This window comes from Sediminibacterium sp. GW821-FHT12F12, from assembly GCF_058806635.1.
Genome location: NZ_JBXAPW010000018.1, coordinates 13,283 through 37,399 on the forward strand (window position 1 = coordinate 13,283; position 24,117 = coordinate 37,399).

At 44.8% G+C, this 24,117-nt stretch carries 20 protein-coding genes; 10 read left to right on the forward strand and 10 right to left on the reverse strand.

What is annotated here, in order from left to right:
* Window position 1: 1 nt before the first annotated feature.
* Window positions 2-361 (reverse strand): hypothetical protein, encoded by a 360-nt coding sequence (locus AC1RNB_RS17570; RefSeq protein WP_493084965.1) that lies wholly within the window; start codon window positions 359-361, stop codon window positions 2-4.
* Window positions 362-483: 122 nt separating this feature from the next.
* On the opposite strand from AC1RNB_RS17570, the gene AC1RNB_RS17575 reads away from it, so the two are divergent.
* Complete coding sequence (locus tag AC1RNB_RS17575) at window positions 484-1,107, forward strand: 3-keto-disaccharide hydrolase (protein ID WP_493084966.1); 624 nt, start codon at window positions 484-486, stop codon at window positions 1,105-1,107.
* Window positions 1,108-1,163: 56 nt separating this feature from the next.
* Here the strand turns inward: AC1RNB_RS17575 and AC1RNB_RS17580 are convergent, their stop codons facing one another.
* The 6 genes from AC1RNB_RS17580 to AC1RNB_RS17605 form a co-directional block, all read right to left on the reverse strand.
* Window positions 1,164-2,174 carry a zinc-binding alcohol dehydrogenase family protein gene (locus AC1RNB_RS17580; RefSeq protein WP_493084967.1) on the reverse strand — a complete coding sequence of 337 codons (1,011 nt, stop codon included), beginning with the start codon at window positions 2,172-2,174 and terminating at the stop codon, window positions 1,164-1,166.
* A 75-nt stretch (window positions 2,175-2,249) separates the two neighbouring features.
* Window positions 2,250-3,038 (reverse strand): L-fucose dehydrogenase, encoded by a 789-nt coding sequence (locus tag AC1RNB_RS17585; RefSeq protein WP_493084969.1) that lies wholly within the window; start codon window positions 3,036-3,038, stop codon window positions 2,250-2,252.
* A gap of 9 nt (window positions 3,039-3,047) precedes the next feature.
* Window positions 3,048-3,875 (reverse strand): amidohydrolase family protein, encoded by an 828-nt coding sequence (locus AC1RNB_RS17590; protein WP_493084970.1) that lies wholly within the window; start codon window positions 3,873-3,875, stop codon window positions 3,048-3,050.
* A complete protein-coding gene (locus AC1RNB_RS17595) occupies window positions 3,862-4,719 on the reverse strand; it encodes a fumarylacetoacetate hydrolase family protein (protein WP_493084972.1) in 858 nt (285 codons plus the stop codon). The genes AC1RNB_RS17590 and AC1RNB_RS17595 overlap by 14 nt, the downstream gene beginning before the upstream one ends.
* 5 nt (window positions 4,720-4,724) lie before the next feature.
* A complete protein-coding gene (locus tag AC1RNB_RS17600; RefSeq protein WP_493084974.1) occupies window positions 4,725-6,056 on the reverse strand; it encodes an alpha-L-fucosidase in 1,332 nt (443 codons plus the stop codon).
* A gap of 173 nt (window positions 6,057-6,229) precedes the next feature.
* Window positions 6,230-7,423: a THUMP domain-containing class I SAM-dependent RNA methyltransferase gene (locus AC1RNB_RS17605; RefSeq protein ID WP_493084976.1), complete on the reverse strand. Its 1,194-nt coding sequence runs from the start codon at window positions 7,421-7,423 to the stop codon at window positions 6,230-6,232.
* A 322-nt stretch (window positions 7,424-7,745) separates the two neighbouring features.
* Here AC1RNB_RS17605 and AC1RNB_RS17610 point away from each other — a divergent pair, with 322 nt between their 5' ends.
* A complete protein-coding gene (locus AC1RNB_RS17610; protein WP_493084978.1) occupies window positions 7,746-8,312 on the forward strand; it encodes a sigma-70 family RNA polymerase sigma factor in 567 nt (188 codons plus the stop codon).
* 4 nt (window positions 8,313-8,316) lie between these two features.
* A complete protein-coding gene (locus AC1RNB_RS17615) occupies window positions 8,317-8,559 on the forward strand; it encodes an anti-sigma factor family protein (RefSeq protein WP_493084980.1) in 243 nt (80 codons plus the stop codon).
* 84 nt (window positions 8,560-8,643) lie between these two features.
* Here AC1RNB_RS17615 and AC1RNB_RS17620 read toward each other — a convergent pair whose 3' ends face one another.
* The 3 genes from AC1RNB_RS17620 to AC1RNB_RS17630 form a co-directional block, all read right to left on the reverse strand.
* Complete coding sequence (locus AC1RNB_RS17620; protein ID WP_493084982.1) at window positions 8,644-9,000, reverse strand: cytochrome c family protein; 357 nt, start codon at window positions 8,998-9,000, stop codon at window positions 8,644-8,646.
* A gap of 138 nt (window positions 9,001-9,138) precedes the next feature.
* Window positions 9,139-10,482: a sensor histidine kinase gene (locus tag AC1RNB_RS17625; RefSeq protein ID WP_493084984.1), complete on the reverse strand. Its 1,344-nt coding sequence runs from the start codon at window positions 10,480-10,482 to the stop codon at window positions 9,139-9,141.
* Window positions 10,472-11,833, reverse strand: a complete 1,362-nt coding sequence (locus AC1RNB_RS17630; protein WP_493084986.1) for a sigma-54-dependent transcriptional regulator — start codon at window positions 11,831-11,833, stop codon at window positions 10,472-10,474. The genes AC1RNB_RS17625 and AC1RNB_RS17630 overlap by 11 nt, the downstream gene beginning before the upstream one ends.
* Before the next feature lie 312 nt (window positions 11,834-12,145).
* On the opposite strand from AC1RNB_RS17630, the gene AC1RNB_RS17635 reads away from it, so the two are divergent.
* The 7 genes from AC1RNB_RS17635 to AC1RNB_RS17665 all read left to right on the forward strand — a co-directional run bounded on the left by AC1RNB_RS17635 (window position 12,146) and on the right by AC1RNB_RS17665 (window position 24,089).
* A complete protein-coding gene (locus AC1RNB_RS17635; RefSeq protein ID WP_493084987.1) occupies window positions 12,146-12,298 on the forward strand; it encodes a hypothetical protein in 153 nt (50 codons plus the stop codon).
* A 23-nt stretch (window positions 12,299-12,321) separates the two neighbouring features.
* Window positions 12,322-13,578, forward strand: a complete 1,257-nt coding sequence (locus tag AC1RNB_RS17640) for an efflux RND transporter periplasmic adaptor subunit (protein ID WP_493084988.1) — start codon at window positions 12,322-12,324, stop codon at window positions 13,576-13,578.
* Window positions 13,579-13,749: 171 nt separating this feature from the next.
* A complete protein-coding gene (locus AC1RNB_RS17645; RefSeq protein ID WP_493084990.1) occupies window positions 13,750-14,427 on the forward strand; it encodes an ABC transporter ATP-binding protein in 678 nt (225 codons plus the stop codon).
* Between the two features lie 50 nt (window positions 14,428-14,477).
* A complete protein-coding gene (locus tag AC1RNB_RS17650; protein WP_493084992.1) occupies window positions 14,478-16,838 on the forward strand; it encodes an ABC transporter permease in 2,361 nt (786 codons plus the stop codon).
* A gap of 66 nt (window positions 16,839-16,904) precedes the next feature.
* The gene (locus AC1RNB_RS17655) at window positions 16,905-19,262 is read left to right on the forward strand and encodes an ABC transporter permease (RefSeq protein WP_493084994.1); all 2,358 of its coding nucleotides are present in this window, start codon (window positions 16,905-16,907) and stop codon (window positions 19,260-19,262) included.
* Window positions 19,263-19,284: 22 nt separating this feature from the next.
* Entirely contained in the window at window positions 19,285-21,678 is a 2,394-nt protein-coding gene (locus tag AC1RNB_RS17660; protein WP_493084995.1) for an ABC transporter permease, read from the forward strand.
* Between the two features lie 41 nt (window positions 21,679-21,719).
* Entirely contained in the window at window positions 21,720-24,089 is a 2,370-nt protein-coding gene (locus AC1RNB_RS17665; protein WP_493084997.1) for an ABC transporter permease, read from the forward strand.
* Window positions 24,090-24,117: the final 28 nt, after the last annotated feature.

The window sequence follows — 24,117 nt, forward strand, 5'->3', positions numbered from 1 at the left end:
GTTACATACCCAGTTGTTCCAGGGCATCGGCAGTGATATCGTAGAGGTGTTTATTGTCGGCCTGTATTTTCAGCCTGCCTTCGGGTCCGGCGGGGCCGTGTACAAAATATTTTTTGATGGCCACTACCCTGCCAGAATACATGCTGGTACCTTCCAGTGTTTCATAACTGCGCAACAGAATGGGCAGGAAACTGGGATTCTGGATTTCGCGGAACAGATGCAGTGAGCGTTGTTTACCATTGGGTAACTGAATCACTTCGTGATAATAGTGAGCACATTCTACCTCCTGGTATAAACGTTTATTCAATTTTTCTATGTAGACCGATCCCGAGTCTACTACCACGATCTTGATTTCACTCATCGTTACTGAATTTCTGTTGCAATAATAGCCAATGCGGGGGAATGGACAAACTAAGAATTCCGCTATGTTATTTTACAATAATTGGGTAGCTTCAGGGGATCAACTCCTGAAAACATCACTACATGAGAAAATATTTCCCCACAGGTCTGCTCTTGCTGGTCGTTTTTTCCTGCGCAGAACTCCGCGAATCCAGGGGCCAGCAATGGTATTCTTTGTTCGATGGTAAATCGCTCGCCAACTGGCGGGTGGGTAATAATGCGGCCAGTTTTTCGGTAGACAGCGGCATGATCATCGTACACGGTAAAACGGCCCACTTGTTTTATGATGGCGATATACTGAACCATGATTTCACCAATTTTGAATTCAAGGTAGAAGTGATGACATATCCCGGTGCCAATTCCGGTATTTATTTTCATACCGCTTTCCAGGAAAGGGGCTGGCCCGATAAAGGTTATGAAGTGCAGGTAAACAACTCGCATACCGACTGGCGGCGTACCGGTAGTCTCTACGGTATCAACGATGTAAAAGAAGTGTATGTGAAGGATTATGAATGGTACACGGAATATATCCGGGTGGAAGGAAAAAAAATTACGATCCGCATCAATGATAAAACGGTGGTGGAGTATACGGAGCCTGATGATGTGAAACGTCCTCTCAGACGTTTGTCCAGTGGTACGTTTGCATTACAGGGACATGATCCGGGAAGCATTGTACATTACCGGAATATACAGGTAAGACCGTTGTAATACCTCTTCAAAAAATATACATTTCAGGAAAGGCCAGTCAATAACTATCAAAAAAATCAGATAGTTACCATGGCTTTGATCACCTGGTTTGCCGGAAGCAGCCAACCCGGGAATGCCTCCTGCACTTCCTCAAACAAAACGCGGTGTGTGATATAGGTAAGCGGCAGCACCTGCCCATTCAGTAAAGCGTCTATCACCCTATCAAAATCTTCGCGGGTAGCATTACGGCTGCTCATCAAAGTAGCTTCGCGTTGATGAAACCCGGGGTGAGAAAAGCGTATCTCACCTTTCTGCAATCCCACCAATACATACCTGCCCCCATGCGCCAGATACCGGAACGACTCATTGATGGCCGACAGGTTACCCGTAGCATCTATCACCACTGTTGGCATATCGCCGTTGGTGAGCTGCGCCAGTTGCGCGGATACATTTTCTTTCGCCGCATTTATCGTAAACGGAATCTGTAATCGCTCTTTACAAAACTGTAGCCGGTTCTCCTGTACATCTACCGCTATTACGTTGGCGCCGTTTATGCGGGCAAACTCCATCACTCCCAAACCAATAGGACCAGCCCCTATTACCGCTACCCACTCTCCGGGTATTACCTGTGCTCTGCGTATGCCGTGTGCACCAATGGCCAACGGTTCTACCAGGGCCAGCTCATCCAAACCCAAACCCCGGCTTTTCACGAGCGAATAAGAAGGTACCAGCAGGTATTCCCGCATGCCGCCATCTACATGCACGCCGCAAACCTTAAGTTGTGTGCAGCAATTGGTTTTACCCGTCCGGCAAGCCACACAGTTACCGCAGTGAAAATAGGGAATGATAGTTACAGATTCCCCTGCCGTAAAACCGGGTTCATCTGTTGCTACAATTTCTGCCGCCAGCTCATGCCCAAGGATACGGGGATACTGAAAAAAAGGCTGTGTGCCTTCATACGCATGCAGGTCTGTACCACAAATACCCACCCGGCGGATGCGGAGCAAAGTCTCTCCCTGTTTTCTTTCCGGCACAGGTGTATCCGCGTAAGTAAATTGTCCGGGTGTGGTGCAGATGAGTGTTTTCATGTCATAGAATTTCCAGACTCACATTATTGTTTTTTTAACACAGAGAAACAGAGATCCGGAATTACACAGAGGCGATTACGCGTTGGCTAATGCCCTGTCGAGATGCACATAACCACCATCTACATGAATCAGTTGGCCGGTGGTATGACTGGAACAGGGTGATAATAAAAATGCCACCATGTTCGCGATCTCTTCGGCGGTGGTCATGCGGTTTCCAAGCGGGATCTTTGTATTGATCTCTGCTAATTTTTCTTCCGGTGCTTCCAGTGTTTTGATCCAGGTTTCATAAGCAGGTGTCCAGCATTCGGCCACTACCACTGCATTTACACGGATGCCATATTTGAGCAGCTCCACGGCCCACTCGCGGGTAAGGGCATTTCTTCCGCCATTAGCTGCGGCATATGCCGAAGTGTTACCCTGCCCTGTTTCGGCTGTTTTGGAAGTGATATTAACAATAGCCCCTTTGGTTTTGATCAGTTCCGGTAAAGCCGTGTGCGCTATAAGGTAATAGTGCACTACATTTTTATGAAGGCTTTCCATAAAACGCTCGTAATTGCCATGTTCCAGTCCTACCCCATCATTTACACCCGCATTGTTCACCAGTCCATCAATGCGGCCAAACTGCAGTATGGCGGCACGCACCGCATTTTCTGCCGCTGCCGGATCGGCCAATTCTGCTACGATCTGAGCCGCCTGTTCACCGGCTGCTAATATTTCATTGACCAGTTGCTGATTATCTTTTTCATTTCTTCCGATGATCACGGGTATGGCTCCTTCTTTGGCCAATACGCGTACAATGCCTTCGCCAATACCACGGGCACCACCGGTTACCAGGATCACTTTGTTCTGTAATTGCAGGTTCATCTGTTCAGATTAAACATGATAAAATACCGCCGCATTCTGCCCAAATAGCGCAGCCTGTTCGGTAGCAGAAAAGTTACTATAATATTCTTTTACCGGTGCCATCATTCTTTCGTAGGAAGCCGCTACGAGACATACCGGCCAGTCTGATCCGTATAATAATCGATTCATCCCAAAAGCATTCGTTACGATATCAAGATAAGGAAAGAGATCTGAAGGCTGCCACTGATACCAGTCGGCTTCGGTTACCATTCCACTCACTTTGCAATATACATTCGGATAAAGAGCCAGTAATTCAATTCCCTTTTTCCATTCAGCCAGCTCTCTGTTTTTAATATCCGGTTTGGCGAGATGATCGATCACAAATGCCTGCTCCGGAAATTGTTTCACCAACTCTAAAGCGGCAGAAAAATGCCTGGGATAGATAAGCACATCATAGGTAAATCCAAATTCCTGCAAAGCTTTGATGCCCCGCAGAAACTCAGGCTGCAGCATAAAAGCCGGCTCTTCGCCCTGCAGAATATGGCGAAACCCTTTCACAATGGGAAACTGCCGATAATGCGCTAATCGTTCGCGAATATCAGCTGAACGAAGATCAACCCAACCCACTACCCCTTTGATAAAAGCAGCGTTCACTGCCAATGAGATCAACCAATCCGTTTCAGCTTCTGTCTGGTCTGCCTGTACGGCAATACAACCGTCTATCTGCTGTTGTTGTAAAACAGGCTGCAGATCGGCCGGGCAAAAATCTCTTCTGATAGCAGCCATGTCTTCATTGATCCAGCTATGTTTTTCCGGATGATATAACCAGAAATGCTGGTGTGCATCAATGACGGGCATAGGCAATTACTTTTTGGCGGGAAGTACCCAATCCATCAATACCGAGTTCCATCACATCGCCGGGTTTGAGGTATACAGGTGGATTAAAACCGAGCCCTACACCTGCTGGTGTTCCGGTGGAAATAATATCGCCGGGTAATAAGGTCATGAACTGACTAAGATAAGAAACCAATTGCGGGATGTTAAAGATCAGGTCATCTGTATTGCCATCCTGCATCAGTTGATCGTTCACTTTCAGCCATAAACGCAGCGCATGCGGATCGGCAATTTCATCTTTGGTTACCAGCCATGGACCCAGGGGAGCAAAGGTATCACAACCCTTTCCTTTGTCCCAGGTACCACCGCGTTCCAGTTGAAATTCCCTTTCACTCACATCATTATGCAAACAGTAACCGGCTACATAGTCCATCGCTTCCGACTCTTCTACATAACTCGCTTTTTTGCCGATCACAAAAGCGAGTTCCACTTCCCAGTCCGTTTTCACGGAATTTTTCGGGATCATTACCGGATCATAAGGTCCGGTAATGGCTGTGGTAGATTTCATAAACAGGATCGGCTCTTTCGGGATGGGCGCATTGGTTTCCTTTGCGTGTTTGGCATAATTCAATCCGATACAGACAATTTTGGAAGGATGGGCCACCGGACAACCGATGCGGGCTCCGGCAGGTATTTGGGGCAGCATGGTCTGGTGTTGGGACAACATCCAGCCCAGGTGCAGTACACCGCCATGAGCGAAAAAGAATTCGTCATAGTCTTTGATAAAACCAGACACATCGTAATTCTTTCCGGCAATATGCACACCGGGTTTCTCTTTACCGGCCTCACCAAATCGGATCAGTTTCATGTAAGCTATTGTTGTAAGGTTAATGCGAGAATCGTATCAATGCTGTCGAACTTAACGCCGGTCAGGTACACAAATACTCCTTCTGCCTGCTGAATAAATTTCAATCCGGTATTGTTGCTAAAAGTAGCTGCTGCGCTGATCTTATTTTTCACACCGGGTAAAAACACATACTCACCCAGTTTAGCAGGATGCAGGATATGCACATATAGTTTGTTACCCTTCATCGTAACCGTTCCCCAATCCTGCTCAGAAATCACACTACCGCGCGAGCCGTAAATGGTACTGCCATACTGCTGCATCCATCTGCCCATCATGGCAAGGGTATCTGCAAACTCAGACTGGATCTGCCCGTTGGGTTTGGGGCCAACATTCAGGAGAAAGTTAGCATTCTGTCCTGCCGCATTCACCATATAGCGGATCAATGCGGGTACGGATTTAAACTTCCGGTCTGTCATATTATACCCCCAGGAATCATTCATGGTTTCGCAGGTCTCTAATGGTAAGGCAGAAATACCGGCTCCACCAAAACCAGTGGTATTTTTTCCGGGCAGGTCTTTTTCAAATGCCTGGAAATCTTCTCCGGGTATCGGCGCCAGGTGGTGGTTATTACTGATCAGGCATTGCGGCTGCAGTTGGTGAATCAGCGAATAAATTTCATCATAGTGCCAGTTTACTTTTGACTGCAGTGATTTATCATGATCATTATCCAATTGGTCCCAATGTCCGTCAAACCAGATCCCGGCTATTTCTCCATACTGGGTAAGTAATTCGGTCAGCTGTCCTTTCATAAAACTGATGTACGAAGCCCAGTTACTCTTTTGGGTTCTGCCCGTACCCTTTCCTGTTTTGCCTGTTTCGTATTGATAATCGTCGCGGTACCAGTCTAACAGCGAGTAATACAGAAATAGTTTGATCCCCTGCTTATGGCATTCTTCTGCCAGTTGTTTCAGCGCGTCTTTACCGTAAGGGGTATTCGTGATTTTCCAGGGCGAGAGTCTGGTATCCCAGTTACTGAACCCATCATGGTGGCGCGTGATAAACGTGATATACTGCATGCCCGCATTTTTGGCGGTAGCCACCCAGGCTTTGGCATCAAAATCGATGGGATTAAACACACGCTGCAGTGTATTGTATTCATTTACGCGTATATTCCGGTTATTCATCACCCACTCTCCACTGCCCAGTACACTGGAAGCGCCCCAATGGATGAACATTCCGAATTTCATGTCCTGGAAATTTTTTCTGGCAGCAAGATTGGCTGCGGTGGGCGTATACGGTTGCGCAAACAAGCCGGATACAAACAGAAGCATTAGCGTAAAAGAAATTAGTTTTTTCATGTGCTGGCAAATAAACAATGAAACAATCAGCTAGTTGCTTACAATGATAAAACTAAAATGCTTTAGCCGGAAGGCAATCCGGCATTTAATTTCCACAAATAGTCATTTCCGGAATATGGGCTCCGGAAATTCAACATCATGGAATCAGATTCAACTATTCCACCAATACGGTCTTATACTTCGATGGTACCGCCGGGTTGTTTGTCATCTCTTTTGGTACCGGCATACAATTCATATTCGAGCAAACGGCAATCGATGGTAGCATTAAAAAACTCGATCCTGCGCGATGGTTTGAGGCGGATCTTCTTGGCCAGATCCAGGTTGCCGGTAAATACATAACCCGTATAGCCTTTACAGGTATTCTTCAGAAAATCGCCCATTCTTGCGTAAGTGGCATTCAGTTCTATCTCATCTCCCAAACGTTCCCCATATTCGGGGTTGAACATAATCACACCACCCGCAGCGGGAGGAACGGTTGTTTTTTCAAAATCGCACACTTCAAAGTTGATCAGCTTCTCTACGCCTGCCGCAGCAGCATTGGTTCTGGCAACAGATACGGCCAGCTCACTCCGGTCTGAAGCAATCACAACCAAACCCGGCATCTCTGTTACCTGTTGTTTCAGCTCTTCCATTGCTTTCTCATATACAGTGGCATCATAACCGGTAATATGCATAAACGCATAATTCTTACGCAACAGGCCCGGCCTGCGGTTAGTGGCTATCAGTGCCGCTTCAATGGCAAGGGTGCCTGAACCACACATGGGGTTGATAAAAGGCGTTTTCCTGTCCCATTTGGTGGATAAAATGGTAGCCGCTGCCAATGCTTCGAGCATCGGTGCTTTGCCCGGCAGTTTGCGGTAGCCATGTTTGGCCAGGGTTTCGCCGGAAGTATCGAGGAAAATCTCGGCTTCTTCGTGTTTCCAGAAAAGATACACAACGGCTCCCGACAGTTCTGAACCCGTAGAAGGGCGTTTGCCGGTTTTGTTCCGCATCCTGTCTACCACGGCATCTTTTACCCGCAAGTTGGCAAATAAATTGGTTTGTATGGTGGGATGAAACACATTACTGGTAACGGAGAAATATCCATCGGGCCTGATCAGCTCTTCCCAGGCAAGATCCTGCAGGTTTTGGTACAAGGTATCCGGATGGTCGCAGTTAAAGGCTTTGAGTGAGTACATCACCTGGCTTGCACAACGCAGCTGCAGGTTCAGACGGATGCAATCATTCACAGTTCCTTTGAGCTCCACCCCTGTCTGGAAGGCACGTTCAATGGTATATCCAAGGGCAATTACTTCCTGCTGTAAGGCGGGCGATAACCATTTGTGGCAGGTAATAATGATGCGGCTGGGCGTGGTAAAAACTTGCATAACTGCAAACTTAGCCAATATTTCTGCTGTACGGAAGTACCGGCTCTTCTCCCACACAAAACACCCCCTGTAAAAACAGGGGGTGTCCAAAACTAACTGCTGTATGAAAAAACTCCCAAAACGACTCTGACAGAGAAAAACGTTTATCTGTTTAGTAAGGCTTTCCCCTGTCAGTAATGAAAGCATAAAGTTGTATTTTTTTGCCCGGGGATGCATTACACCATCTGCCTAAAGAATTGCATAAATCAAGGTGCTTTGCTGTTTATCAATTTTCCGGCGAGGGAACCTCCCTTTTCTTTATTTTTATTCCTCATTCAGATTCATGCCGAAAAACCAGCTCAACCCGGATCAATGGGTACAACTATATGCCGATGCCTTGTATAACTATACATTGCCACGTGTAAACGATGCTGCGGTAGCGGAGGATCTTGTGCAGGAAACCTTTATCAGTGCCTGGAAAGCGCGCGACAGCTTTAAAGGAGAAGCCGCTGAAAAAAGCTGGCTTTTCTCGATCTGTAAGAACAAAATCATCGATCATTACCGGAAAAAAGCAAGAGATATCATGCAGCCCATGTCTGCCACAGGTATTACGGACAGCTTTTTTGATGATGCTGAACACTGGACAAAACAGGACCAACCCGGCGAATGGGGCATTGACCTTTCCAATACGATGGAGAATAAGGAGTTTTATTCCGTGCTCACGATGTGCCGGAAAAAACTACAGGAAATGCAGGAAGCTGCGTTTTCGATGAAATACCTGGAAGACATGGATGCGGCAGAGATCTGTAAGGTATTGGGTATCACTTCGTCTAATTACTGGGTGTTGATTCACCGGGCCAAATTGCAGTTGCGTACCTGTTTGGAAAAAAACTGGTTACATATAAAATAATGAGATGCGATTTTTCATGATCAGTTGTAAAAAAGCCACTTACCTGGTCTCCAAAAAAGAGGAGAACCGTCTTTCCTGGTGGGAAAGCTGGCAACTGCGTGCCCATCTCGGGATCTGCAGTTTGTGCCGGAAATTTGAGCAACAGAGCGGGTTTATCGGCCGCATGGCCAAACAGGTTACGATGCATGAAACACTCTCTCCCGAAACAAAGGAAAAGATACAGGCTGCCCTTACCCATGAACATTGATGCCCTAAAATAAAGAACCGCCATTGAAGTAACCGATAGGCAGTTCAACAGCGGGTTCAGTAACAACCGGGGGCGGTAATGCGTTTATTTTTCCAGCAATCCGTCAGCCTTCCACTGCATGATCGACTGAATGGTACTGTCTGCTAATTTCGGTTTACGGTCGGGCATAAACCCTTTCTGACCCGGCGTGAGTTGTATGCGTCTGAGCACTTCCTCTATTTGCGAACTAACGGCTCCATAGGTATCGAGTGGTTTCTTTCTCCCTCCTTTTTCCGGAAAATGACAGGGTGTACAATTGGCCTGCACTATTGCCATGATATTTGCCTGGTAATTGATAACAGGTTTGGTTTTGGCTGAAGTACCGGCTTGTTTGGAAGAACCGCAATAGGTAAATACGGTTACCGATGCCAGTAACAGCAAACCAACAGAGAGTTTTTTCATAAGCAGTTTGTTGAAAGAAATGTTTAATAGGAATAAATATAGCTAAACAGCTTATGTACAATACTGCCTGTGATGAAAACAAGGCGAATGCAGTGAGTAAATCGGTAAACAGATTATAACAACCTTACAAACCTGTTATCAGAACTGCAAAGTGAAAACAGTTCCCTTGCCTTCTACAGACTGTACCTGGATATTTCCCTTGTGCAGCATCATGATCTGTTTACACAAACTCAGGCCAATACCACTGCCGTTCTTTTTGGTGCTGAAGAAGGGGATGAAAATATTGTTCATTACTTCTTCATTCATGCCGTATCCATTGTCGGCTACTTTCACGGCCAGTTTGTTATTGGAAGAAAGTACGGCCGATAAAATAATCCTGGGCTGTTCGCTTTCCTTTACCGCTTCAATGGCATTTACAATCAGGTTGATCAGCACCTGTTCAATCAGGTTCGCATCTACCTCCATCGTCAGTTCAGGATCTTTGAGAATGATCTCCATCTCAATTCCTTTCTGATTCAGTGTGGGCTGCATCAGGTTATGCATATTCTCGAAGAGATCGCGTACAAATACTTTTTTGAGAGTGGGATTAGTGATCTTATTCAGGTTCCGGTACACTTCTGCAAATTTCAGCAAACCTTCGCTGCGGCGTTTAATGGTGTTGATGCCCACTTCCAGGTCTTCCACTACCCCATTGCTGTTATCGAGGAACTGGACGGATTCCTGCAAACGGTTCTTCAGGGTATCCGCCAGTGAAGAAATGGGTGCCACCGAATTCATGATCTCATGCGTCATCACACTCAACAGCTTTTTCCATGCCTGCGATTCGGTTTCATCCAGCGCTTCATTGATATTCTGGAAAGCCACCAGGTGAAATTTTTTACCCTCGGTCTGGAAAGCCGTTGCCGATAACAGTATCTTAAACGTATTTTTTTCCTGGTGAACCGTGGCCACATGACTATTACCGGGTTTCAGGGTTATTACCTGCTGGTAAAGAGCTTCATCTCTTCTTTGCAGCGAATGAATGGTTTTCAGATAAGGCAGCAGCAACATCCGCTTCAGCGATTCATTCATCCATACTACTTCGCCGGTTTCGGGTTCGTAGGATATGATGCCAGTATCCACCAGTTCCAGAATTTTCTGCAGGTATTGGTATTGGGTCTCTTTTTCTTTGGAGATCACTTTAAACGCCGTGTTGATCTCATTAAATCCCTTACGCAGTTGCTTCAGGTCTTCCGGCGCCTGCGATACATTGAAATTCCGGGAGAAATCCCTGTATTGAATAGATTCTACAAACTGCTCCACTTCGTAAGCGGCCTGTTTATGGTAGCGGTAAAAATCGAGCACCTGGTAAACGATCACCGGCAATACCAGTAATTCATACACATACCAGCCCTTTACCAGCAGCAAAGCGGCGGCGGTAATGGTTACCAACAGTAACAATACACGGGTGAGGATATCCCATTGGATCTTTTTATATGTCATACTTGCTCAATCTTCTGTATAAAGCGGTTCTGGTTAATCCGAGTTCTTTGGCTGCTTTACTGATATTGCCATTGTGTTTATCGATCACTTTCATGATCGTATTTTTTTCCATGGTGCTCAGCTTCGTTACTTCATCTTCCTGTGTTTCTGTTACAGAAGATTCTATCGGCGAAAACAGCAGGTCAGGCGCTTCAATAGTAGCACTATCGGCCATGATTATGGCCCGCTCAATGGTGTATTGCAGCTCGCGCACATTTCCGGGAAAAGGATACTGCTGCAGTTTTTCCAGGGCCGACGCATGAAACTGGATATTTGGCTTCAGGTATTTATTGGCATAAATACGGGCAAAATGTTTGGCCAGCAACAGAATATCTTCCTTCCTTTTCCTGAGTGGCGGCACGGTGATCTCAACCGTATTGATGCGGTAGATCAGGTCTTTCCTGAAACGGTTCTCATTGGCCAGTTCACTCAAAGGGATATTGGTGGCGCAGATCAGGCGGATATCAATGGGCACTGCCTGGTTGGCTCCCAAACGGGTAACCTGCCGGTTCTGTAAAACCGTTAGCAGTTTAGCCTGCTGCTGCAGGGAAATATTACCGATCTCATCCAGAAACAGTGTGCCACCGTTGGCTGATTCAAAACGCCCTACCCTGTCTTCGCGCGCATCGGTAAAGGCACCTTTTTTATGACCAAATAATTCACTTTCAAACAGACTTTCCGTAAGCGCACCCACATCCACTTTTACAAAAGGTTTATCGGCCCGTAAAGATTGCTCGTGAATAGCGGTGGCGATGAGATCCTTGCCCGTACCATTTTCGCCCAATATCAAAATATTGGCATCTGTTGGCGCAATCTTATCGATCTTATGAAAAATATCCTGCATTACTTCACTCTCACCAATCATAGCATTATTGCCCTTACCGGCCACCATTTTCGGAGAACCGGTATGGTTTTTGGGCTGCTCCCGGTTCTTCAGCACATTGGATAAAGTGGATAATAATTTCTCATTATGCCAGGGTTTTACTACAAAATCGGCGGCCCCCTCTTTCAGGGAACGTACGGCCAGATCAATATCGCCATAAGCAGTGATCATGATCACAGACACTTCCGGTTTGATCTGTTTGATCCTTTGCAACCAGTAAATTCCCTCATTACCCGTATTGATCGAGGCATTAAAATTCATATCCAGCAAAACCAGGTCAAAACTGTCTTTACCCAGCAAAAAAGGGAGCTGTTCCGGATTTTTTTCGGTTACCACTTCCTTCACTTCTGTACGCAGCAGCAACCGAACGGCGGTTAATACGTCTGTATCATCATCTATTACCAGGATACTGGCTTTCTTCAAACTCATGCGGGTTGGTTTATTCGTTTATTGGTTTATTGGTTTACCGGTTTATTGGTAATGATATGTGCTAAGGGATTGATATACAAAACAAATAAACCAATAAACCGGTAAACCAACTACTATAAATATACCAGTTAGCTAAGAATCTGAAAAAGAACCGGTTAGAAAATGGGGCTGTGGGGCACTGTATCAAAACCGGACAGTTTCTGTACCGTATGCGTACAGTTTAAGTAGCTGGCAAAAAGTAATTCATTGATTATCAATAGCATTATTCTTTGGCACAATCGTTTCTTATACTATTCCCAGAAATCAACCTTTATGAAACCGAATACCCAGCAACAGTCCAGATTCATCGCCCTCCTGCTAGTGGCAGGAACCATTGGCCTTGTATTACTGATGCACGTACATTCTACCCGCCAGGCATGTAGCGGCCGGGAATCATCAGAAATAGGCTTAATCAAACTCATATAAGTTTCAAACCAAAAACAACAGCTGTGGACAGAGTCATTCAAAAAAAGAAATGGAATACCAAAAAGATCCTCACCATTGCCATGGTGGTATTGATTGTTGGATTGATCGCAGGAAGTATTTATTTCACTTCCGGTAAATCCAAACTGAACGTAGATACAGAAAGGATTACCATCAGTGAAGTAACCAAAGGGCCCTATAAAGATGCCATTCCTGTAAACGGGATCGTATTACCCGTTACTTCAATTTACCTGGATGCCACCGAAGGGGGTCGTGTAGAAGAAAAATATGTGGAAGATGGTGCCATCATGAAAAAAGGACAGCCCATCCTCAAATTATCCAATACCAACCTGCAGCTGAGCCTGGTAAACCAGGAAACCTCTGTATATAACCTGCTTACCCAGATGCAGATCTCACGCAACGCAGCACAGCAGAATACGGTGAACAAACTGAACCAGATGACCGATGTAGAAAGTCAGTTAACAGAAGCAGAACGCCTCTATAAACTGAACAAAACCCTGTACGACCAGAAAGCCATTGGTTTACAGGAGTTCAAAACATCGGAAAATAACTATACCTACCTGCTACGCAAGAAAAAACTGACCAACCAGATCCTGCAGCAGGATTCTCTCTCCAATAAACAGCAACTGGAACAGGCCAAACAGTCTTATGAGGGTTCCCAGAACGCTTTGACTGTAATGCGCAAAAAAGTGGGCGACCTGATTGTACGTGCACCTATTGACGGGCAGTTAACTTCTCTTGATGCCGAGATCGGACAAAACAAAAGAGAAGGCGAACGCCTGGGGCAGATAGATGTGCTGAGTGGATTTAAAGTGCGTGTAGATGTGGATGAACATTATATCTCCCGCATTTTCATTGGTCTTACCGGCGATTTCACTTTTGCCAACAAAACCTATAAGCTGAAGATCACCAAAGTATTTACACAGGTAACCAACGGAAGGTTCCAGGTAGATATGCAGTTTGTGGGCGAAATACCACAGGGCATCCGCCGCGGACAAACCCTGCAGATTCTGCTGGCTTTGAGTGATGAAACCACGGCCATCCTGGTTCCCAAAGGCGGATTTTATCAGCAAACCGGTGGTAACTGGATCTTTAAGGTAAATGAGAACGGAACCATGGCCTATAAAGTAGACATCCAGCTCGGACGCCAGAATCCTGATTACTACGAAGTATTACAGGGACTGAAACCGGGTGATAAAGTAGTAACCTCCAGTTACGAGAACTATGGCAATATGCAGGAACTGGTGTTGAAGAAGCAGTAAGATTGGGTTTATTGGTTTACTGGTTTATTAGTTTATCGGTATGGTTAGTACAATCAGCCTAAAACCAACGGGACAAATAAACAAGTAAACTAATAAACCAGTAAACAAGTAACCCACACAGCGTTACAACTTTTGAGATAAAACAACTCTTATAATAACAAAAACAAAACCATGATAAAAATCACTGACCTCGAGAAGATCTACCGTACAGATGAGGTAGAAACCATTGCACTCAATAAGTTGTCGATGGAGATTAAACCAGGAGAATTTGTAGCTGTGATGGGGCCTTCCGGTTGCGGCAAGTCTACCCTGCTGAATATTCTGGGTTTACTGGATGACCCGGATAATGGCAGTTTTATTTTTAACGGAACTGAGATTGCCAGGTTCAACGAGCGCCAGCGCGCAGATCTGCGTAAACATAATATCGGTTTTGTATTCCAGAGTTTTAACCTGATTGATGAACTGACCGTTTTTGAAAATGTGGAATTACCGCTGATCTATACCGGTGTAAAAGCAGCCGATCGTAAAAAGAAAGTGGATGAAGTACTCGAGAAAGTACAGATCATGCATCGCCGGAACCATTACCCGCAACAGTTATCCGGAGGTCAGCAACAGCGTGTGGCCGTAGCCCGTGCCGTGGTAAACAATCCCAAACTGATACTGGCGGATGAGCCTACCGGTAACCTCGATTCCTCCAATGGTAATGAAGTGATGGAATTACTGACCAACCTGAATGAGCAGGGTACCACCATTATCATGGTAACACACTCTGAGCATGATGCAAGGTATAGTCACCGCATCATCCGCATGCTGGATGGACAAACTGTAACAGAGAATATACTGGTATAAGCAACCGGCTTATTTCCGAATATCCTACTACCCTAAACACCACCATTACCATGTTCAGCAATTACCTGAAAATAGCTGTGAGGAATCTTTTAAAGAATAAAGGGTTCTCTTTTATCAATATTCTGGGTCTTTCTGTAGGTATGGCCAGTGCCATATTGATCCTGCTGTGGATTAATCATGAAATGAGTTACGACCAGTTTCATGAAAAGAAAGACCGCATTTACGAAGCCTGGAACAAAGATACTTTCAGCGGTAAACTGCAGTGCTGGAATACCACGCCCAAAATTTTTGCCCGTACCGTGGAACGTGATTTTCCGGAAGTAGAAATGGCTACGCGTGTAAACTGGTCCAGTAATTTTCTTTTCACCATTGGTGAAAAGAAACTGACAGTGACTGGTAATATCGTGGACTCCAACTTCCTGAACGTGTTCAGTTTTCCACTGGTGAAAGGTGATCCGAATACTGTTTTAAAAGACATGTATTCGATTGTACTGACAGAGAAACTGGCCAAAAGCTTTTTCGGGGAGGAAGACCCCATGGGTAAAGTGGTGCGTATTGATAGTAAAGATAATTTTACGGTTACCGGTATTGTGAAAGACCTTCCCAACAATACCCGTTTCAAATTTGAATATCTCCTGCCCTGGGCCTATCTGCGCAAACTGGGCGAGGATGATGCCAACTGGGGCAATAACTCCACCCGCAACTATGTATTGCTGAAAAAGAATACCACGCTGGCATCTATTGCACCGAAACTGAAAAAGATCAAACGCAAGTACGACAATTCGGAGTTGACCAATGAAATGTTCCTCTACCCGATCAGTCGCTGGCGCTTGTACTCCAGTTTCACCAATGGTGTTGAAGATGGTGGCCTGATCGATTTTGTGAAAATGTTTGGTGTGATCGCGGCTTTTATCCTGCTGATTGCCTGTATCAATTTCATGAACCTGAGTACGGCCCGCAGCGAAAAAAGGGCCAAAGAAGTAGGGATCCGCAAAGTAGTGGGTGCCAATAAAGGATCACTGATCGGACAGTTCCTGGGTGAATCCATTCTCATTTCGCTGATCGCAGGCTTATTTGCCCTGCTGATTGTACAGATCAGCTTACCTGCTTTTGGTGTACTAACCGATAAAAAGCTGTCCATTGATTATGGAAATATCAATCTCTGGCTCATCTTTATCGGATTCGTCCTGTTTACAGGTGTATTGGCGGGCAGTTATCCGGCCTTCTATTTATCGGCCTTTAAACCCGTAAAAGTATTAAAGGGTACTTTCCTGAAATCAGACAAAGTGGTAACGCCCAGAAAAGTGCTGGTGGTATTACAGTTCACTTTCGCCATCATCCTCATTATCTGTACAGCCATTGTGAAAGAGCAGATCCAGCATGCCCGTAACAGGGATCTGGGATATGACAAGAAAAACCTCATTTTCCATTTCCTCACAGATGACCTCACCAAAAATTATCCCCTCGTAAAAAATGAACTGCTCAGTTCCGGCGCGGCTACTTCCGTATCCAGAACCAGTGCCCCTATTACACAGGGTTGGAGCGATACCTGGGGTATTGAATGGGTAGGAAAAGCCCCGGATGATAAAACTGATTTTGACCGCTTTGCCGCAGATGAAGACCTCGGCACAACCGTTGGATTGCAATTTGTGAAAGGTCGTGATTTTAACCTCAAACAATACCTGACCGATTCAACAGCCATGATACTGAACGAGTCTTCCGTGAAAGCCATGGGCTTCAAAGATCCTATCGGTCAGATCGTAAAAGACAATGGCCGCGACTGGCATGTAGTGGGTGTGGTTAAGGATTTTATCCTGCAATCGCCTTACCATCCTACCAAGCCCATGATCATTGAAGGGGCCAAGGGCTGGTTCAATGTGATCCATATTAAACTGAATAATAAAAATACTACCGCCGATAACCTGAAAAAAGCAGAGCTGATCTTTAAAAAATACAACCCGAATTATCCTTTCGAATACAAGTTTATTGATGATGACTACGCTGCCAAATTCAAATCCGAACAACGTACCGGTACCTTGGCAGGTTTATTTGCAGGTCTTACCATCTTTATTTCCTGTCTGGGCTTATTTGGTTTAGCCGCTTATATGGCCGAAAGCCGGATCAAAGAAATTGGGGTAAGAAAAGTATTGGGTGCATCTGTTACCGGTATTGCTGCGCTGTTATCGAAAGATTTTATCGGACTGGTAATCATCTCGTTTGTACTGGCATCACCGGTAGCCTGGTGGTTTATGCATAACTGGTTACAGAACTATCCATACCGGGTAAATATTGAGTGGTGGATCTTCGCTTTTGCGGCCATCCTCAGTATTCTGATCGCGATGATTACGGTAAGTTATCACGCCATCAAAGCTGCCAGCGCCAATCCTGTTAAAAGTTTGCGTACAGAATAAGAAACATTGATACAACGGATATACACATGAGAAATTGACTATCCATTCATCAATTAATTGAAACAAATGCTAAAGAACCATTTGATCGTCGCCTGGCGAAATCTTTTACGGAACAAATCATTCTCTGTTATTAACCTGGCAGGGCTTACCATTGGTATGGCCGCCACTATGCTGATTCTTTTGTGGGTGTATACAGAAAAGTCATGGGACAAACAGTATAAAAAATACCATTCTACCTACCATGTAATGTCGAACCGGAATTTCAACGGAGAGATCAATACAGGGCCGGATATGATGTTTCCGTTAGCCAGAACAGCCAAAGCCAGTTTACCGGAAGTAGAAAATGCAGCTGTAGTTTCTTTTCCCAACCGTATTATTTTTACTGTTGGCGATAAGATCTTAACCAAAAACACGCTCAATACCACTACCGACTTTTTCAACATTTTCAGTTTCGATTTTGTAGAAGGAGACGCTTCCGCCATCCAGGATCCCGATGCACTGGTTTTTACCGAAAGTACTGCCAAAGCATTTTTTGGTAACACATCGGCTGTTGGTAAAACGGTAAAAGTGAACAATGACAGAAATGCCATTGTAAAAGCAGTGGTGAAAGATATACCTGCGTCATCTACCATTCAGTTTGAAGCATTGATCCCCTTTAATCCCTCCTCAAAAAGCGTACAGGCAGCAGAACAGGAATGGGTAAACTGCGGCGACAGGGTTTTCATCACTACCCGTACGGGAACCAATATAGCCTCGCTTGAGCAGAAAATGCTGCAACTGATCAAGACCAATACCAAAGGCGAAAACCCAACCACTAAAGGTAGCCTGATCCTGCATCCCATGGAGAAATGGAGGTTGTACGAAGAATTCAAAGATGGCAAAAATACCGGTGGCCGTATCCAGTATGTATCCTTATTCATCTGGATCGCTTTGATCATCCTTGCGATTGCCTGTGTTAATTTCATGAATCTATCTACCGCCCGTTCTGAAAAAAGAGCCAAAGAAGTGGGTATACGCAAAACACTGGGGTCTGGAAGAGCTCAATTGCTGATACAATTCATAACAGAATCATTACTCTTATCTATTACAGCAGCCATACTGGCCATGGGGCTAGTATATGCGTTATTACCGCTATTCAGCCAATTGCTGAACCAACCCATCCGTATACCGTATCAGGAACCTGTTTTATGGTTGATACTCGCAGGCATAACGGTGATTACCGGTTTGCTGGCAGGAAGTTACCCCGCTTTTTATTTGTCGGGTTTCCAACCGGTGAAAGTATTGAAAGGAAGTTTTCTTCCCTCACGCGGGGTATTGTTACCGAGAAAAATTCTGGTTACGGCCCAGTTCATCGTATCCATCGTACTGGTATCTGCCACAATGATCATTTACCAGCAACTACAATATGTAAAAAAACGCGACCTGGGTTATTCGCCCAATAACCTCCTTACAATTAATGGTTCTCCAGCAACCGATAAAAGTTTTGAGGCGATAAGAAACGACCTTATGCAAACCGGCATGGTGGCAGCTGTAAACCGTACCTCTACCCCACCCACTGATATTTTCGGATTTACATCGGGCGTAAAAGCCGTGAATGCACCGGCCAGCAATAACCTGATCATTGGTTTCATGTTCACCGATGTGGATCTGACCAAAACACTGAATGCCCGAATCGTGGCAGGTCGTGATTTCAGACTGGGCGATAGCCTGGGTGTGATCTTTAATAAGGAAGCCATCAAACTGATGGGCCTGACCAATCCCATTGGTGCACCCGTAACCTGGGCCGGAAGAAATATGGAAATAGTAGGCGTAGTAGATAATATGGTGATGGGTTCTCCCTACGAATCAGCTGCCCCACTGATGTTTAAATATGAAAACAAGTGGTCGCGTTATCTCAATGTACGGTTAACAGAAAAAGCGGATCCCCGCAAAGCAGTGGCCAGCATAGAAACTATTTACAAAAAATACAGTCCTGCTTTTCCTTTCGAATTCCGTTTTGTGGATGATGCGTTTAACGAAAAATTCAATACAGAACAACTGATCAGCCGCCTGTCTGTGATTTTTGCAGGACTGGGGATTTTTATCTGCTGCCTCGGTTTATTCGGACTCGTGTCTTCTTCTATCGAAAGAAGAAAAAAAGAGATCGGCATCCGGAAAGTATTGGGCGCCAACCTGCAGCAGTTGTTACTACTGTTATCGAAAGAATTCCTGTATCTCGTAGCCATTGCCTTCCTGATTGCCATTCCTGTTGCGTGGTGGACGATGCACCGTTGGTTAGAAAATTTCAGTTACCGTACTTCTATTTCACTGCTGGTATTTATTCTGGTAGGAGTAGGTATGTTACTGATTGCGCTGGCAACGGTTAGTATGAATGCCACCAAAGCAGCACTCACCAATCCTGTAAAAACATTAAGAAGCGAATAACAAGAAAGAAAAACTATCTCCCATGATAAGAAACTACCTGAAGATCGGCTGGCGTAACCTGACCAAGAACAGATCCTATGCCTTTATCAATATTTTTGGTCTATCGCTCGGCATTGCCTGCAGTATTGTGATCTTCACCATTGTAAAGTATCACCTGGGATTTGATAATTTTCACGAGAACAAAGACCGCATTTACCGGATCGTAACCGAATGGCACGATGACGAACCCGGTACTTCTGAAGCAGTACCCAGTCCGGTAGGCCGCGCTTTCCGTTCTGAATTCACTTTTGCTGAGAAAACCGCCCGTGTGATTTCTTATAATGATGCACTGGTGGCCATGAATGCCGGCAATGACAGAAAAAAATTCAAAGAAGAATCCGGCATCGCCTATGCGGAGCCGGAATTCTTCGACATCATGCATTTTCCACTGTTGAAAGGTAACAAGCAGAATTTCCTCTCCACTCCCAATTCGGCTGCCATTACGGAGAAGCTGGCAAAAAAATATTTCGGTACGGAAGATCCCATGGGTAAAACGATCCGGATCAATAACAAAACTGATTTCATTGTAAAAGGAATTCTGAAAGATCTTCCTAATAATACCGATTTCAGGGAAGAGATCTATTTATCTTACCAGAACCTCATTGACCAAAGCAAATGGCTGGCGGCAGACAGTAACTGGGGCGGTGTGTACAGTGGCAGTCATTGTTTCATTCTGCTAAAACAAAATGCTACTCCTTCACAAGCCAACCAGGCATTGGCGCAGCTGGTAAAAAAGAATTATACGGGCAGGGATGTGAATGTGTGGCATTTCCGTTTACAGGAGTTGTCTGACATCCACTTCAACCCGGATTTCAACGGATCAGCCAATAAAAAATATTTATGGGCATTTACATTGATCGGCCTGTTTCTGATTATCACGGCCTGTGTTAATTTTATCAACCTTGCCACGGCGCAGGCCCTGAACCGATCTAAGGAAGTGGGCATCCGCAAAGTACTGGGCAGTATGCCAAAACAACTGTTCTGGCAATTCATTGCTGAAACAGCTTTGATTACGTTTTTTGCATTATTACTTGCCATTGTTATTGCTGTGGTATCCATGCCTTTTGTGAACCAGCTTTTTAAATCCAATATGAGCCTGCAACTGCTGAAGAATCCTCCTTTATGGATTTTTTTGCTGGTGACCGGCGTAGTGGTTACTTTTTTATCCGGTTCTTACCCCGGATTGGTTCTGGCCCGGTTTCAGCCAGTGATGGCCCTGAAAAGCCGGCTCTCACAAAAACATATCGGTGGATTCTCACTACGACGCATACTGGTAGTAACGCAGTTTGCCATTTCACAGATGCTCATTATCGGCACCATCGTTATTGCCAGTCAAATGCATTTTTCAAAGAATACCGATATGGGTTTTACAAAAGAGGCTATTATCAGTCTGCCCATCCCTATCACCGATAAGGTAAAGATGAATACCCTGCGTACCCGCTTATCAGGCGTGGCCGGTGTAGAAAAAATTTCCCTTTGTTTTCAACCGCCGGCTTCCGGCTCCAACAACACTACGGGTATCCGCTATGATAACCGTGCAGAAGAGGAACACTGGGGAATCAATGTAAAAAATGCGGATGCTGATTACCTGGAAACATTCGGACTCAAACTGGTGGCGGGAAGAAACTTTTTCCCATCAGACAGTACCCGGGAAATATTGGTAAATGAGACCTTTGTCAAAAAACTGAATATCAAATCACCACAGGAGGTGATTGGCAAACGGATCTCCATCAACGGCGGTAGTACAGTAGCACCCATAGCCGGTGTGGTAAAAGACTTTCACAACTATTCTTTTCACAGCGAGATCTCAGCCCTGTGTATCCTGCCTGATAACAGTTTTTACGGCACCTGTGCCATCAAAGTGAACATGAAAAACCTGCAGACGGCCATGGCTGCCATGGAAAAGATCTGGAACGAAACCTATCCCGATTATCTCTATGCCTATGAATTTCTCGACGAAAGAATTGCCCGGTTCTACGAAGGCGATACCATGACGCTGAAACTGATTGAAGCCTTTGCCATCATCGCCATCATCATTGGTTCACTCGGATTATATGGTTTGGTTTCTTTTATGGCCGTACGGAAAACCAAAGAAATCGGTGTTAGAAAAGTGTTGGGTGCCGATCTAAAAGATATCCTGTGGCTATTCGGAAAAGAGTTTACCCGTTTATTGCTGCTTGCTTTTGTCATCGCAGCTCCCATAGCATGGTGGGCCATGAGCCAGTACCTGCAGGAGTATAAAAACAGGATCAGTCTGCACCCTGGTATATTTTTATTAGCAATAGCAGCTACCTTCCTGATTGCAGCTTTTACAGTAGGCTATCGCTCGGTAAAAGCGGCGGCAGCTAATCCCGTAACCAGTTTGAGAACCGAATAAAGGTATACATGAGCCATGTGGTTCATGAAAAAAACATAACTATGCTGCGTAACTACATTAAAACCGCCTGGCGAAACCTTCTAAGGAATCGTTTTTACTCGTTGATCAATATCAGTGGATTGACCATTGGTTTGACAATCGGTATCCTGATCCTGTTATGGGTACAGGATGAAATGAGTTTTGATAGGTTTCACAAGGAGTCTGCCAATATTTACCGGCTCGAAAATCTGGTGGCCACCGGTGCCAGCAAGCAGATCTGGCAGTCTACCGTATCTCCTATCGGCATGATGGGCAAAAAGGAATTACCGCAGATCAAAGAAAGTGTACGGTTGTGTTATGGCCAATTTTTCTCTCTGTTCACTTATAAAGAAAAAGTATTTAAAGAGGAGAAGACTGTTTTTGCCGACCCTTCGCTTTTCACCATGTTCGATTTTCCATTGATCAAAGGGAATCATGCAAAACCATTTGCGAATCCGAATTCAATCGTTATTACCGAGACTACGGCCAGAAAATATTTCGACAAAGAGGATCCCATAGGGAAAGTATTGGTAGCCGAAGACAAAACCCCTTTAACCGTAGCGGGTGTAGTGAAAGATTTTCCGGAGAACTCGAGTATCCGGCCGGATCTGATTCTGTCAATGGAACTGTTTAACCAAAAACTCTATTCCGGCAAACAGGATGGTTCAAGTATTGACAACGACTTTCATCAGTTCAATTATCATACTTATTTTCATATTCAACCGGGAACAGATCTGAAAGTACTGGCAGACAAACTGCGAAACATTCACCTCCGTAATAAACCAGACGACACTGATCTCACCTACCTCTTACAGCCCTTACCGGATATGCATTTGTACCAGGCCGATGGTTCAAACGGGGGTATTGAAACTGTTCGGATGTTCCTGATCATTGCCTTACTGATTCTGGTGATAGCCTGTATCAATTATGTAAACCTGTCTACCGCAAGGGCCATGCTGCGCGCCAAAGAAATCAGTCTTCGCAAAATTATCGGTGCTGCCCGAAGCCAGTTATTTTTCCAATTCATTATAGAAACAGCCTTATTGTTTCTGTTGGCAACCGGCCTGGCACTGGGTCTTATTTATGTATTAATTCCCTTCTTTAACCAGTTATCCGGCAAACAGCTGATTTTTGACCTTTTTAGTTACCATATATGGAAAGTGATCCTTTTAACCATTATCGGCACTTTAGTCGCTTCCAGTATTTATCCGGCTCTCTTACTTTCTTCTTTTGAACCATTGAAAGCATTAAAAGGTAAGATCTCCTCCCGTTTAAGCGACGGATTATTCCGGAAAATACTGGTCGTAGGCCAGTTCATGTTCTCTGTGACATTGATCGTGGGTACATTTATTATCAGTGACCAGTTGAACTACATCCGTTCAAAAGCACTGGGATACGATAAAGAACATGTATTCGCCTTTAACATGCGTGGCGATGTAAAGAATCATTATGATGCCATTAAAGCAGAACTGCTCAAACAACCGGGAATAGCAAAAGTAACCAAGGGTGGTGGCGATATTATTAATATGGATGGAGAAACAGGTGATAATTCCTGGGATGGGAAAGCTACCGGTGAAACATTCATGGTGCACCCCATGTCGGTTGATAAAGAGTTTATCCCCTTCTTTAACATACAAATGGTAGCAGGAGCCAATTTCACCGGAGCTGTATCAGATTCTACCCATTTTATTTTAAATGAGACAGCCATCAACATGCTGGGGATAAAGAACCCGATCGGAAAAAAATTCAGGTTATGGAAAACAGAGGGTACGATTTCCGGTGTAATGAAGGATTTCCATTTTGCATCTATGAAACAAAAAATTGAACCTGCTGTCTTTTTTTATCATCCGTCCGAAGACTGGACTATCTACGTAAAAACAACCGGATCTGAAGCCACTGCTGCTATCGCTTCCGCAGAACAAGCCTGGAAACGATACAATGCTGAATATCCGTTTGAATATACGTTTCTCGATGAATCCTTTAACCGTCTATACCAATCGGAACAGCGAACCAGTACCCTTTTCAATCTTTTTGCGCTGATTGCCATTATTATCTCCTGCCTGGGTTTATTTGGCCTGGCAGCTTTTACAGCACAGATCAGAACAAAAGAAATCGGTGTACGAAAAGTGCTTGGTGCCAGTGTAAGCGGGATTATAGGGCTGCTGGCAAAAGATTTTATCAAACTGGTGTTGATAGCAATTCTGATTGCGTTACCTATCGCCGGTTATATCATGCATGAATGGCTGGCTGATTTTGCTTATAAAATTAATATAAGTTGGACCATATACCTTTTTGCTGCACTGATTGCTATCGCTATTGCGTTGATCACTGTCAGCTTCCAATCAGTAAAAGCTGCACTGGCCAACCCGGTAAAAAGCTTGCGAACCGAATAAACAGACCCATTAATTCAATCATACTACC